At 67.3% G+C, this 12,299-nt stretch carries 12 protein-coding genes, 1 other RNA gene and 1 pseudogene; 8 read left to right on the forward strand and 6 right to left on the reverse strand.

The window, feature by feature from the left end:
* Positions 1 to 39: 39 nt before the first annotated feature.
* From cobC to G6N55_RS00370, 5 genes and pseudogenes are all read left to right on the forward strand, one after another.
* Positions 40 to 1,095: pseudogene (gene cobC, locus G6N55_RS00350) on the forward strand (Rv2231c family pyridoxal phosphate-dependent protein CobC); the annotation flags it as partial.
* Positions 1,092 to 2,231 carry a Nif3-like dinuclear metal center hexameric protein gene (locus tag G6N55_RS00355; protein WP_085220532.1) on the forward strand — a complete coding sequence of 380 codons (1,140 nt, stop codon included), beginning with the start codon at positions 1,092 to 1,094 and terminating at the stop codon, positions 2,229 to 2,231. The pseudogene cobC and the gene G6N55_RS00355, both read left to right, overlap by 4 nt.
* The gene (locus tag G6N55_RS00360; protein WP_085220531.1) at positions 2,228 to 2,965 is read left to right on the forward strand and encodes a zinc ribbon domain-containing protein; all 738 of its coding nucleotides are present in this window, start codon (positions 2,228 to 2,230) and stop codon (positions 2,963 to 2,965) included. The genes G6N55_RS00355 and G6N55_RS00360 overlap by 4 nt, the downstream gene beginning before the upstream one ends.
* Positions 2,962 to 4,083, forward strand: coding sequence for a bifunctional RNase H/acid phosphatase (locus G6N55_RS00365; protein WP_085220530.1), 1,122 nt, complete (start codon positions 2,962 to 2,964; stop codon positions 4,081 to 4,083). Before G6N55_RS00360 ends, G6N55_RS00365 begins: the two co-directional genes overlap by 4 nt.
* Positions 4,084 to 4,100: 17 nt before the next feature.
* Entirely contained in the window at positions 4,101 to 4,691 is a 591-nt protein-coding gene (locus tag G6N55_RS00370) for a TetR-like C-terminal domain-containing protein (RefSeq protein ID WP_085220529.1), read from the forward strand.
* Between the two features lie 157 nt (positions 4,692 to 4,848).
* Here the strand turns inward: G6N55_RS00370 and G6N55_RS00375 are convergent, their stop codons facing one another.
* Genes G6N55_RS00375 through G6N55_RS00385 form a run of 3 tightly spaced genes read right to left on the reverse strand, consistent with a single transcriptional unit; the run spans position 4,849 to position 6,664 of the window.
* A complete protein-coding gene (locus G6N55_RS00375) occupies positions 4,849 to 5,274 on the reverse strand; it encodes a DUF6941 family protein (protein WP_085220528.1) in 426 nt (141 codons plus the stop codon).
* A 29-nt stretch (positions 5,275 to 5,303) separates the two neighbouring features.
* Positions 5,304 to 5,498 carry a ferredoxin gene (locus G6N55_RS00380; protein WP_085220527.1) on the reverse strand — a complete coding sequence of 65 codons (195 nt, stop codon included), beginning with the start codon at positions 5,496 to 5,498 and terminating at the stop codon, positions 5,304 to 5,306.
* Entirely contained in the window at positions 5,495 to 6,664 is a 1,170-nt protein-coding gene (locus tag G6N55_RS00385) for a cytochrome P450 (RefSeq protein WP_085220526.1), read from the reverse strand. Before G6N55_RS00385 ends, G6N55_RS00380 begins: the two co-directional genes overlap by 4 nt.
* 102 nt (positions 6,665 to 6,766) lie before the next feature.
* Between G6N55_RS00385 and rnpB the strand changes: the two genes are divergently transcribed.
* An RNA gene (gene rnpB, locus G6N55_RS00390) (RNase P RNA component class A) lies at positions 6,767 to 7,176 on the forward strand.
* A gap of 8 nt (positions 7,177 to 7,184) precedes the next feature.
* Here rnpB and G6N55_RS00395 read toward each other — a convergent pair.
* Both G6N55_RS00395 and G6N55_RS00400 read right to left on the reverse strand, forming a co-directional pair.
* A complete protein-coding gene (locus G6N55_RS00395) occupies positions 7,185 to 8,753 on the reverse strand; it encodes a CYTH and CHAD domain-containing protein (RefSeq protein ID WP_085220525.1) in 1,569 nt (522 codons plus the stop codon).
* Positions 8,754 to 8,916: 163 nt separating this feature from the next.
* Positions 8,917 to 9,162 carry a hypothetical protein gene (locus G6N55_RS00400; RefSeq protein WP_085220524.1) on the reverse strand — a complete coding sequence of 82 codons (246 nt, stop codon included), beginning with the start codon at positions 9,160 to 9,162 and terminating at the stop codon, positions 8,917 to 8,919.
* 143 nt (positions 9,163 to 9,305) lie between these two features.
* Here G6N55_RS00400 and G6N55_RS00405 point away from each other — a divergent pair, with 143 nt between their 5' ends.
* Positions 9,306 to 9,671, forward strand: a complete 366-nt coding sequence (locus tag G6N55_RS00405; protein WP_085220523.1) for a heme-binding protein — start codon at positions 9,306 to 9,308, stop codon at positions 9,669 to 9,671.
* Between the two features lies 1 nt (position 9,672).
* Here the strand turns inward: G6N55_RS00405 and panB are convergent, their stop codons facing one another.
* Positions 9,673 to 10,515 (reverse strand): 3-methyl-2-oxobutanoate hydroxymethyltransferase, encoded by an 843-nt coding sequence (gene panB / locus G6N55_RS00410; protein ID WP_085220617.1) that lies wholly within the window; start codon positions 10,513 to 10,515, stop codon positions 9,673 to 9,675.
* A 221-nt stretch (positions 10,516 to 10,736) separates the two neighbouring features.
* Here panB and G6N55_RS00415 point away from each other — a divergent pair, with 221 nt between their 5' ends.
* Positions 10,737 to 12,293 (forward strand): alpha/beta hydrolase, encoded by a 1,557-nt coding sequence (locus G6N55_RS00415; RefSeq protein WP_085220522.1) that lies wholly within the window; start codon positions 10,737 to 10,739, stop codon positions 12,291 to 12,293.
* Positions 12,294 to 12,299: the final 6 nt, after the last annotated feature.

A 12,299-nucleotide genomic window follows, 5' to 3' on the forward strand; every position in this document is an offset into this window, starting at 1 on the left:
TCACCCGGGCGGTGCCCGGGGCCGGCAGCGCGCACTAGTGTTTCTCGGATGGCGAGTCCGGAATCGATGGCGCGCTATCACGGTGATCAGGCCGCGGCGCCCGGCATGCTCGATTTCGCGGTCAACGTCCGCCACGCGCATCCACCGCAATGGCTGATCGAGCGGCTGGCCGCGCGGCTGGCGGACCTGGCGCGCTACCCCAGCCTTGAGGACCAGCACCGGGCGCAAGACGCGGCCGCGCGGCGGCACGGCCGGGCGCGCGATGAGGTGCTGCCGCTGGCCGGCGGCGCCGAAGGGTTCGCGTTGCTGCCCAACCTGCGCCCGGCGCTGGCGGCGGTCATCGCGCCCTCGTTCACCGAGCCGGCCGTGGCGCTGCGCGCGGCCGGGGTGCCGGTGCACCACGTCGTCGTCGAACCGCCATTCGGCCTCGACGGCGCTTTGGAAGTGCCGGAGGACGCCGACCTGGTCGTGGTGGGTAATCCGACCAACCCCACCTCGGTGCTGCACCGCCGCGAGCAGCTGCTCGCCTTGCGTCGGCCCGGGCGGATCGTGGTGGTCGACGAGGCATTCGCGGATTCGATTCCGGGCGAGCCGGAGTCGCTGGCCGCAGACTCGCCCGCCGATGTGCTGGTGCTGCGCAGCCTGACCAAGACCTGGGCGCTGGCCGGACTGCGGGTGGGCTACGCGCTGGGCGCGCCAGAGGTGTTGGCGCGCTTGACCTCTCAGCGTGCGCATTGGCCGGTGGGCACCCTGCAACTCACGGCGCTGGCCGCGTGTTGTGCACCCGACGCGGTTGCCGAGGCCGAAGCCGGCGCGGTGCGGCTGGCGCAACTGCGCACCGAGATGGTGGTCGGTTTGACCTCGGTGGGCGCCGACGTGGTCGACGGGCAGGCCCCGTTCGTGCTGTTCCGCGTCCCCGATGCCGTTCGAGTGCGTAATGCTCTGCACGACAAGGGGATTGCGGTGCGTCGCTGTGACACGTTCGTCGGCCTGGACGAGAGCTATCTGCGGGCCGCGGTGCGCCGGGAGTGGCCGCTGCTGGTCCAGGCCATCTCGGAGGCCATGCCCGTCGCGAACAGTGGGAGGCATCGGTGAGCGCACGGCTGTCCGACGTGATCGAAGTCCTGGACGAGGCCTACCCGCCGCGGCTGGCCCAATCGTGGGATTCGGTCGGATTGGTGTGCGGTGACCCGGCTGACGTGCTCGACTCGGTGACGATTGCGGTCGACGCGACGCCGGCGGTCGTCGACGAAGTCCCCGAGGGCGGCCTGCTGCTGGCCCATCACCCACTGCTGTTGCGCGGGGTGGACACGGTCGCGGCCAGCACGCCCAAGGGTGCGCTGGTGCACCGGCTGATCGTAAGTGGGCGCTCCCTGTTCACCGCACACACCAACGCCGACTCGGCATCGCCGGGTGTCTCCGACGCGCTCGCGGACGCCCTCGGCCTCACCGTCGAAGCGGTGCTCGAACCGCTGTCGGAGCCGGCCGATCTCGACAAGTGGGTGATCTACGTGCCGCGCGCGAACGCAGAAGCGGTGCAGGCGGCCGTGTTTGAGGCCGGCGCCGGACACATCGGCGACTACTCGCATTGCAGCTGGAGCGTCTGCGGTATCGGGCAGTTCCTGCCGCACGATGGCGCCACGCCCGCGGTGGGCAGCGTGGGAACCGTCGAGCGGGTGGAGGAAGACCGGTTCGAGGTCGTCGCACCCGCGCGGGCCCGGGCCGCGGTGCTGGCCGCGATGCGCGCCGCCCACCCGTACGAAGAACCGGCGTTCGATATCTTCGCCCTGGTGCCCGCGCCCGGCGATACCGGAATGGGCCGTATCGGCACGCTGGCAAAACCGGAATCGTTGCGCGCCTTCGTCTCCCGGGTCGTTGCCGCGTTGCCGCGGACGTCCTGGGGTGTGCGCGCCGCCGGCGACCCCGACCGGGTCGTCTCGCGGGTCGCGGTGTGTGGCGGTGCCGGGGATTCGCTGTTGAGCATCGCTGCCCGCGCCGACGTGCAGGCCTTTGTGACCGCCGACCTGCGCCACCATCCGGCCGACGAGCATCGCCGGACCTCGGAGGTGGCGCTGATCGACGTCGCGCACTGGGCCAGCGAATTCCCCTGGTGCGCACAAGCCGCTGAGGTGCTGCGGTCCCAGTTCGGTGCGGACCTGCCGGTGCACGTGTCCACCACCCGCACCGACCCTTGGAATCTCGGCCACGAAACATGTGGAGATCAATCATGAAAGCCGAAGTAGCACAGCAGCGTTCGCTCTTGGAGCTGTCCGAGCTGGATGCGGAGCTGTCTCGGATCGCGCATCGGGCCACCCGCCTGCCACAGCGGGAGGCGATCGAGCGGATGCGCAGCGAGCACGACGCGGCCAATGATCGGCTGAGCGCGGTGCGAATCGCTTTGGAAGACTTGGACACTCAGGTGTCGCGGTACGAGTCGGAGATCGCGGCGGTGCGTCAGCGCGAGGACCGCGACCGGGCGTTGCTCGATTCGGGGGCCACCGACGCGAAGCAGTTGGCGGATCTGCAACACGAACTGGAAACCCTGACGCGTCGTCAGAGCAGCCTGGAAGATTCGCTGCTGGAAGTCATGGAACGCCGTGAGGAGTTGCAGGCCCAGGCGGCTGCCGAGCAGGAGACGATGGAGACGCTGCAGGCGGACCTGGCCGGGGCGCAGCAGGGCCTCGATGCCGCGCTGGCCGAAATCGACGAGACCCGCCAGACGCACGCACAGCAACGCGACCGGCTGGCCGCCGCCCTGGACCCCGCGTTGTCCGCGCTCTACGAGCGGCAGCGCGCCGGGGGAGGACCGGGCGCCGGGCCGCTGCTCGGACATCGCTGCGGCGCATGCCGGATCGAGATCGACCGGGGTGAGCTGGCCCGCATCTCGGCGGCGGCCGACGACGACGTGGTGCGCTGCCCGGAATGCGGCGCGATCCTGTTGCGGGTCAAGGGGATCGGTCAGTGAAGGTTGTCATCGAAGCCGATGGCGGGTCCCGAGGCAATCCCGGGCCGGCCGGATACGGCGCGGTGGTGCACACCGAAGACCGCGCGACCGTGCTGGCCGAAAGCAAACAGGCCATCGGCCGGGCGACCAACAACGTTGCCGAATACCGAGGGCTGATAGCCGGTTTGGAAGATGCCGTGCGGCTGGGTGCCCGCGAGGCTGACGTCTTCATGGATTCCAAGCTGGTGGTGGAGCAGATGTCCGGGCGGTGGAAAGTCAAGCACCCCGACCTGATTGAGTTGCACGCCGAGGCCCGGAAGCTGGCGGTGCGCTTCGACCGGATCAGCTATACATGGATCCCGCGCGAACGTAACAAGCATGCCGATCGGCTGGCCAACGAAGCGATGGACGCCGCGGCCGAGGTCAGCGCCGAGATCTCCGAATCGGCGGTCGCCGAGCCCGCGGCAGCCCAGGCCGCGAAAAGTGCTGCGACGCAATCGTCGTCGCCCGGCTGGACCGGCGCGCGTGGCACGCCGACCAGGCTGCTGTTGCTGCGGCACGGGCAGACCGCGCTGTCGGTGCAGCGCCGTTATTCCGGGCGCGGCAACCCGGAACTGACCGACCTGGGCCGCCAACAGGCACAGGCGGCGGCGCGGTATCTGGCCGCGCGTGGCGGCATCGCCGCGGTGATCTCCTCGCCACTGCAACGGGCCTATGACACGGCGACCGTGGCGGCCAAGGCGCTCGGCCTGGACGTGACCGTGGACGACGACCTGATCGAAACCGACTTCGGCGGCTGGGAGGGGCTGACGTTCGCCGAGGCCGCCGAACGCGATCCCGAACTACACACCCGCTGGCTGCGCGACACCAGCACCGAGCCCCCGGGCGGCGAGAGTTTCGATACCGCGCTCGAGCGGGTGTGCCAGGCCCGGGAACGAATCATCGCTGCCTATCCCGGCGCCACGGTGCTTGTCGTTTCGCATGTCACGCCGATCAAGATGCTGTTGCGCCTGGCGCTGGATGCGGGGCCCGGCATCCTGTACAGATTGCACCTTGACCTGGCGTCCTTGAGTATCGCTGAGTTCTATATGGACGGAGAATCTTCGGTGCGGCTCGTGAATCAGACCGGCTATCTTTAGCCTTTGAGGAGTAGCAGATGCCGCCGGATCAACCACCCGAGGACGCGCCGGGCGCCGTTCCCGCAGATATCCGGGCGCAGGTGATGCCGGCGGTGCTCGACGAGTTGGCCCGCTGGGGCGTCGAGCGATTCAGCGTCGAGGCCCTCGCCGAGCGGTACCGTCTCGACGCGGGGATGATCTACCGTCACTGGGGCGATCGCCAGCGGCTGATCGTCGACGCTGCGCTGGCCGATCTCGAGACCTGGGGCGAGGTACCGGACACCGGCTCGTTGCGCGGGGATCTGGAAGCATTGGCCCTCGGCGTCGGTAAGCGCATCAACTCCGAAGTGGGCCGTGCGTTCTTGCGGGCGTTGGTGATGGGTCCGCGTGGGCGTCACGATGAAGAGACCCGAATAATGTTCTGGCGGGCCCGTTTCGCGGTGGTGCGCCAGCTCATCGACCGCGCCAGGAAGCGCGGCGAACTACGCGACGGAATCACCACGGTGGCTGCCACGCAGATTCTCTTGGCGCCGATCAACATTCGCGCGTTGTATTCGGACGCCGCCGTCGACGACGAATACTGCCTGACCGTTGCCGACATGGCTTACCACGCGATCGCCCGGCATTGAGTGTGCTTCGTGGGCGGAGAAATCGCTCGAATTCCGCCCTGAGCGCGCGCTCAACGCCGTCAGCGCTCACTCGATGAGCGGCCTCACTGAACGGACGGAACGACCCGCCCGCCACCAGCCGGGCCGTCGGGCGACATCGTCACGCTTTGCTGACTGATCAGCCGGTAGGGCAGGCGGCGCAGCACGGTGCCGTCAATGCTGACGGCGAACGTGTACGACCCGAGCTCGGCGAACGGAAGAATCGGCACGTTGACGGCCATGCAACATTCTGGCTGGTGCCGGCTTCGAGCAGCGGCGGACGGCCGAGGTTGATCCGCAGATCGATGCCGAACGCCAGATGATCGGTCGAATTCGTCTGTACTGCAACCGGGTTGCCATCAGCGTCGAGCAGAGCGATGTGAACCGGATGGTCTTTGTTCGTCTCGATCCACGGGACTTCGATGATGAGTCCCACGGACAGCGACACCGACCACGGACCGGGCTGGCCGGCCGGAACGACGGATTGATCGATCCCGCCGCCCAATACGTAGAGGCGGTTGTTTTGCACCTCCGCGTGGTTGCACAGCAGGGCGGTCAACTCCATGGCGATCGTCTCCTCCGTTGACGGGCTGATCAGCGCGACACCGTGATTGCCTGCTCCGGACAGTTTTGCTCGCCGACGACGGCCTGGGCTTCCAGCTCACCCGAGACATCCTCGACAAGCACCACACAGTGGCCCAACTCGTCGGCATCGAAGACGCCGGGTGCCAGGCTGTAGCAGCGGCCGTGGCCGGTGCACAGGTCAGGGTCCACCGAGACCCGGCTCATGACACCGCGAAGGTCAGCGGCAGCGATTCCACCGACCTCAACGCGGCGGTGTAGACCAGCTGGGTGCCCGGCTTGATCTCGTAATCCGGTATGCGGCGGTGAAATTCACGCAACGCCACCCGAAGCTCCATCCGGGCGAGGTGAGACCCGAGGCAGCGGTGCGGTCCGCCGCCGAACGCGCGGTGCCGGTTCGGGCTGCGGTTGAAGTCCACCACATCGGGATCGGGGAACTCGGCGGGGTCGGTATTAGCCGCGCCGAGTAACGGGCTGACCCGCTCGCCCTTGCTGATCGGGCATCCGCCCACTTCGACGTCTTGCATCGCGACCCGAACCACTCCGGGAACCGGTGTCTCCCAACGCAATAACTCCTCGATGGCATGCGGCAAGACGTCGGGCTCGGAGACGAGCTGATGGCGGTGTTCGGGGTGTCGCGCCAGGTAGACGAAGAAGCAGTCGAGCGAGTCGGTGACGGTGTCCAGTCCGGCGATCAGGAACAGGAAACAGATGTCGAGCAGCTCCTCGCGCGACAACGGTTCGCCGGCGATCTCGGAGGCGATCATCGCGGACAGCACGTCGTCACGTGGGCTGGCGATGTGGTCGTCGATGGCGCGTTCGAAGTACTCGTAAATCTGTTGCGCTACCGGCGCCGTGGATTCGTGGCGGCGGTTATAGCCGGAGTCGCCCTCGGGGCGGATGACACCGTCCTTCCACAGCAGAAACTGGTCGAGGTCTTCCAGCGGCAGCCCGAGCAATTGCAGGAACACGGTGCACGGCAACGGCACCGCGAACTCTTCGTGGAAGTCGCATTCGCCCCGCCCGGCGAACCGGTCGATCATTTCGTTCACCAGCTCGGCGACGCGCGGCTCACGCCGGGCCATCTCGCGGGGGGTGAACAGGGGATCGAGGATGCGACGGTACTTCGCGTGCTCGGGCGGATCGATTTGCAGCGGGATCAGCGGTCGGACGTTGCCCAGATCGACCGCGTCCATGTTCGAGGAAAACAGTTCGGTGCGCTTGAGCGCCATCTCGATATCGGCCAGGCGGCTGAGCACCACCGCCTGAGGCGACCGGAACACCGGGGTCGATTCGCGCAGCGCCTTGTACATCGGCTGGGGCTCCGCGATGCCCGCTACCGCCTGGTCGACGTAAGCATCGGCTTCTGTCATCTCGACAGCGTGACACCAACATCCTTATTGGGCAATGGTCGAGCAAGCCCCGGGGCGGTCGCTGGCCAGGAGATTGACCAGCGAGTACCGTGTTCGTGCGGACGAGTTGGCCGGGCGGCCGCGGCTCGTGTCCATGCGGCAACGAGTCGAGGAAAGTCCGGACTTCACAGAGCAGGGTGATTGCTAACAGCAATCCGAGGCGACTCGCGGGAAAGTGCCACAGAAAACAAACCGCCACCCTCGCGGTGGTAAGGGTGAAACGGTGCGGTAAGAGCGCACCAGCATCCCGGGTGACCGGGGTGGCTAGGCAAACCCCACCCGAAGCAAGGTCAAGAAGGCCGCACCGAAAGGTGCGGCCGCGCAGGCGATTGAGGGCTGCTCGCCCGAGCCTGCGGGTAGGCCGCTTGAGGCACCCGGCAACGGTGTGTCCAGATGGATGGTCGCCGCCGTGCCGCCGTTGCTTATGCCGCGGCGGTGGGGAACAGAATCCGGCTTACAGGCCAACTCGCCCGCCCCACCGTCAGCGCGTCTTTTTCACCGACTTGTCGAGCTTGCTCAGCGCTTCGTCGAGCTGCTGACGGCAGCTCTCGGCCAGGTCGGACTCCTGCTGGTAGAGCAGACCGTAGGTGAAGGTGTCTTCGCCCGCGGCATGGGCGGCGTCGGCCTGCTGAACCAGGTGGTCGCGGCTGACGACGCTGTCTTGATGATCGCCGAGCAACGTCTGGATCGCCTTGGCCTGCTTGGAGACGTCGTCCGCGCCGGTCGCCGCCGCGGTATAGCGAAGTCGCTTGGCGCGCTTACGAATTACGTGCAGCGCCTCGTCGCGGTCGTGCTCTTCGTCGTCATGATGGTCCTCGTCGGCGGCAGGCCCGACGTGCTCCTCGTGGGCCTCTTGGGCGGCCTGGTCCGCTTCGGCGGCGGCCTTGGCGGCCTTGCGCACTTTCTTATAGGCGGCATCGATGGTGACCGGTGCCGGCTGCTCGCCGGTCGCGGTGACCCGGCTTTCGGCCACGATCGAATCGAGCGCGTCGAGCAGCCGGAAGTAGCGCTGCGACCGCATCGCGATCAACGAACGCCGCAACCCGGACTGGTAGCGGCGTTTGGCGCCCTCGACCAGGCGTTCGCGCACCGGTCCACGCACCAGCTCCGGTGCCAGCCGGTCCAGCTCTTGCTCGTAGCGCTGCGCGAGCACCTCGGCGTCGCGCGCCACGCCCAAGACACCGGCGAGCTCACGCAGTTCGTCGAGGACCCAGGCATGGGTGTCGTCGGACAACCCCGCCTGGGCGTCCTTCAGCAGGCTGCGGATCTTGCGGGTGGTGACCCGCATCTGGTGTACGGAGTCGTAGACGTCGGCGCGCACGGCGCGATCCCATACCAAGAGTTCGTCGATTTGCTCGGCGATCGCCCGCCGCACGGGGTCTTCGGGTGGCTTGGTCCCGTTCGTCGACGCCGTCGTCCCGAGCACCCTCGCCAGCTTGGATGCGTGGTTCGCGGGTTCGCCGCCGGCATCCAGCAGCCGGTTGCTCAGCCGGCCGAGCACCTCGGTGTCCGACGCGCCGCGGGATTCGTCGAGCTCGAGTTCCCATTCGCGCCACTCCTGCACGACCGGTTCCGCGTCGGGGCTATCGGTCGCATTGGTCGACCACGCGCGGACATGGTCGTTGCTGAACTCCGCGAAAGGCGCGCCCTCGATGCCGTACAGCACCTGGCTTTCGCGTTGGGTCGTGATCCGGGCGACGGGTTTGAGCGGCCGGTCGCGCACAATCGCCAGCACCACGTCCAGCAACTGGCCGGGGACGGTGTCGTCGTCCGCGGAGCCCAGCGGCGTGCGGATCTCGGTGCGGGCGTCGGGTCCGGCCGGCAACTTGAGGTGCCAGCCCGCGTCGTGGCCACCGGTGCGGCGCCGCAGCGTGACCTTGTTGCGGGCGAGGTCTTGCGTCTGCGTGTCGAAGTACACCGCGTCCAGCGATTGCGTCGGCAACTTCTCCACCCGGGCCACCGTCGCGATGCCTTCGAACGACGGTGTGACCGTCGAATCGGGGACGTCGAACTTGCGCTCGACCTCCAGATGGCGCGAGGGTTCTGGCATTTTTTCGGCTCCGTTGGGGGGCGCGCCGACGCGGTATTACACGGTCATCGACGCTCGTAAATGGTTACCCATAGGGTGCCACACCGCACCTGCTCCGCTCTCAGCGATCATTGCCGCGGCGTGTCCACCGCCGCTGGCCTGGGCGGACGGATTGAGCCACCGACTACGGGGGCGGGGGAGGCGGCGGCGTGGTGTCCTCCGGCATCGGCGCGTAATCCGCCGGCGGCGGCACATAGCGCTGGATGGCGTCGGCGACATTGGCGCAACCGCTGACCGACACGCGTCGGCCGGCGCCGACACAGATACTGGCTTCCACCCGTCCGGCGGATCCCGTCGCGAAAATGATTCCGGGAATTGAGGTCATCCCCAGCACTGCCAGCAGTGCCCCGATCCAGCGCCGCCGATTCATCTCGCAAGCATATCGACCCCGGCGGCTACCGCGGCGGAGTTTTGCGTGTTTGCCAGATAAATGAATTTGGTCCATGGGATCGCCGCAGCCGCTTATGGTTTTGCGTGCCGGTACGTTTCGCATACCTGAGGGAGGAGCTACCGATGGTGTATTTCGCACTCGCCACGTCGCGCGCGGTCGGCGGCGCAATTGCCGCCGGGGCCATCAGCGGCGCAATGCTTTTCGCTGCCGTGGGCTCGGCTCAAGCGGACCCTGAGCCGCCGCCGCCACCGAACTGCACGGCGGCCGATCTCGCCCAGGTTTCGTCGGGGGTCGCGGCGGCGACGTCGGTGTATCTGTTCAGCCATCCCGACGTCAACGCGTACTTCACCAGCCTAAAAGGCCAGCCGCGCAGCGAGATTGGCGATCAGATCAAGCAGTACATGGACGCCAACCCGCAGGCGCATGCCGACCTGGAAGCAATTCGCCAGCCGCTGACCGATTTCAAGGCTCGCTGCGGAATGCAGTAGCTCAGAAGCAGTGTTCGTCGGCGGGGAAAACGCCGCCGGCCACTTCCTGCGCGTATTGGGTAGCGGCCCGGCGTAATTCGTCGCCGACGTTCGCGAATCGCTTGACGAATCGCGCCGACTTGCCGCTGCTCATACCCGCCATGTCCTGCCAGACCAGCACCTGCGCGTCGCAGTTCGGGCCGGCGCCGATCCCGACGGTCGGGATGGTCAGCTTGCCGGTGATCTGGGTGGCCAGCTCGGCGGGCACCATCTCCATGACGACGGAGAACGCGCCGGCTTCGGCGACGGCGATCGCGTCGTGCACCGTCTGCTCCGCCGCGTCGCCGCGGCCCTGCACCCTGAAGCCGCCCAGGCTGTTGACGCTTTGCGGAGTGAAGCCGATGTGGGCCATCACCGGGATGCCCGCCGCGCTCAGGCAGGCGATCTGCTCGGCCACCCGCTCACCGCCCTCGAGCTTGACCGCGTGCGCGCCGCCTTCCTTCATGAACCGGGTGGCGGCGGCCAGCGCGGCGCTGGGCCCGGCCTCGTAGCTGCCGAACGGCAGGTCGGCGACCACGAGGGCATGTGGCGCACCACGCACGACGCCACGAACCAGCGGGATCAGCTCATCGATGGAGACCGGCACCGTGGTGTCGTAGCCATACACGACGTTGGCCGCCGAGTCGCCGACCAGCAGCACCGGAATGCCGGCCTCGTCGAATACGCGGGCGGTCGAATAGTCGTAGGCCGTGAGCATGGCCCACTTGTGGCCTTCGGCCTTCATTTTCTGGAGATGATGCGTACGGATTTTGGTCCGGGGCGTTTGCGACGCCGCGTTTGAACCGTAGACGTTCTGCTCAGACATCATTGTCCCTAAATGGTGGTCGGGTCGATCCTCGTGGCCGTTGAAGGTCCCCGGGTTCGTCTGACTTTCGCCATTCTGCCATCTCTGCTGCGCAGTTGGAACGTCGCAGGGGTGTGAGACGTGCCATTGTGCGCATCGGTCAACACCGAATAACTACTGGTAGCCGACCGGCGGTGGCCGCTCACGAAAGTCTCAGGTTGTCTCTGGCAGCATGTGTTGGCATGAGTCTGACTCGCCGCGACAGGTTCGCGCGCATGCTTCTGGTCTCGACAGCGATCGCTGCCGTGGCAATCGTTCTGGGGGGCTGCGTGCGCGTCGTCGCCGGGCACCCACTCATGGCGTCGCCGAGACTGGGTCAGCCGGTGGAGTGGACGCAGTGTCGGGTCACCAGGGGATCGGTGAAGCTTCCCGCCGGCGCCATGTGCGGCCACCTCGCCGTGCCCGTCGACTACGACCACCCCGACGGCGACATCGCTTCGCTGGCGATGATTCGTTTCCCCGCGACCGGCGACAAGCTCGGCTCGCTGGTGATCAACCCTGGTGGGCCAGGCGAATCCGGCATCGAAGCCGCGCTCGGCGTCGTTCAGACATTGCCCAAGCGGGTCCGCGAGCGGTTCGACCTGGTCGGTTTCGACCCGCGTGGTGTCGGGTCGTCGCGCCCGGCGATCTGGTGTAACTCCGACGCCGACAACGACCGGCTGCGCACCGAGCCGAACGTCGACTACAGTCCGGCCGGCGTCGCTCACATGGAGGACGAGACCAAGCAGTTCATCGGCCGCTGCGTCGACAAGATGGGCAAGGATTTTCTGGCCAATGTCGGGACGGTCAACGTCGCCAAGGATCTGGATGCCATTCGCGCGGCGCTCGGCGACGACAAACTGACCTACCTGGGCTACTCCTATGGCACCCGGATCGGGGCGGCCTACGCCGAGGCCTTCCCGCACAACGTGCGGGCGATGATCCTCGACGGCGCCGTCGACCCCAACGCCGACCCGATCGAAGCAGACCTGCGTCAGGCCAAGGGATTCCAGGACGCGTTCAACGACTACGCCACCGACTGCGCCAAGCAGTCGAACTGCCCGCTGGGCACCGACCCGTCCAAGGCCGTCGAGGTTTACCACAGCCTGATCGATCCGATGGTCGACCCGAACAACCAAATGGTCGGCAGGCCGATACCGACCAAGGACCAGCGCGGATTGAGCTACAGCGACGCCGTCGTCGGCACCATCATGGCGCTGTACTCGCCGACGCTGTGGCATCACCTCACCGACGGCCTGAGGGAACTGACCGACAACCACGGCGACACCCTGCTGGCCCTGGCGGATATGTATATGCGTCGCGACCCGCACGGCCACTACACCAACGCCACCGACGCGCGGGTTGCGATCAACTGCGTCGATCAGCCGCCAGTTACCGACCGCGCCAAGGTAATTGACGAAGATCGCCGCTCTCGCGAGATCGCTCCGTTCATGAGCTACGGCAAGTTCACCGGTGACGCGCCGCTGGGCACCTGTGCGTTCTGGCCGGTGCCGCCCACCAGCAAGCCGCATGCCGTCTCGGCGCCGGGCCTGGCCCCGACCGTCGTGGTGTCGACCACGCACGATCCGGCGACGCCGTACAAGGCCGGCGTCGATCTGGCGGGTCAGCTGCACGGCTCGCTGCTCACCTTCGACGGCACCCAGCACACAGTCGTGTTCCAGGGCGACAGCTGCATCGACGACTACGTGACCGCGTACCTGATCGGTGGCACCACGCCGCCGAGCGGCGCGAAGTGCTAACCGAGC

It is taken from the genome of Mycobacterium florentinum, assembly GCF_010730355.1.
In the GTDB taxonomy this organism is placed as follows: domain Bacteria; phylum Actinomycetota; class Actinomycetes; order Mycobacteriales; family Mycobacteriaceae; genus Mycobacterium; species Mycobacterium florentinum.

Bases quoted from the DNA above. Each gene is read 5' to 3' on its own strand.
- G6N55_RS00370 (WP_085220529.1), top strand. From the start codon at position 4,101: ATGCCGCCGGATCAACCACCCGAGGACGCGCCGGGCGCCGTTCCCGCA.
- G6N55_RS00415 (WP_085220522.1), top strand. From the start codon at position 10,737: ATGAGTCTGACTCGCCGCGACAGGTTCGCGCGCATGCTTCTGGTCTCG.
- G6N55_RS00400 (WP_085220524.1), bottom strand. From the start codon at position 9,162: ATGAATCGGCGGCGCTGGATCGGGGCACTGCTGGCAGTGCTGGGGATG.
- panB (WP_085220617.1), bottom strand. From the start codon at position 10,515: ATGTCTGAGCAGAACGTCTACGGTTCAAACGCGGCGTCGCAAACGCCC.
- G6N55_RS00380 (WP_085220527.1), bottom strand. From the start codon at position 5,498: ATGAGCCGGGTCTCGGTGGACCCTGACCTGTGCACCGGCCACGGCCGC.
- G6N55_RS00385 (WP_085220526.1), bottom strand. From the start codon at position 6,664: ATGACAGAAGCCGATGCTTACGTCGACCAGGCGGTAGCGGGCATCGCG.
- G6N55_RS00375 (WP_085220528.1), bottom strand. From the start codon at position 5,274: ATGGAGTTGACCGCCCTGCTGTGCAACCACGCGGAGGTGCAAAACAAC.
- G6N55_RS00360 (WP_085220531.1), top strand. From the start codon at position 2,228: ATGAAAGCCGAAGTAGCACAGCAGCGTTCGCTCTTGGAGCTGTCCGAG.
- G6N55_RS00395 (WP_085220525.1), bottom strand. From the start codon at position 8,753: ATGCCAGAACCCTCGCGCCATCTGGAGGTCGAGCGCAAGTTCGACGTC.
- G6N55_RS00405 (WP_085220523.1), top strand. From the start codon at position 9,306: ATGGTGTATTTCGCACTCGCCACGTCGCGCGCGGTCGGCGGCGCAATT.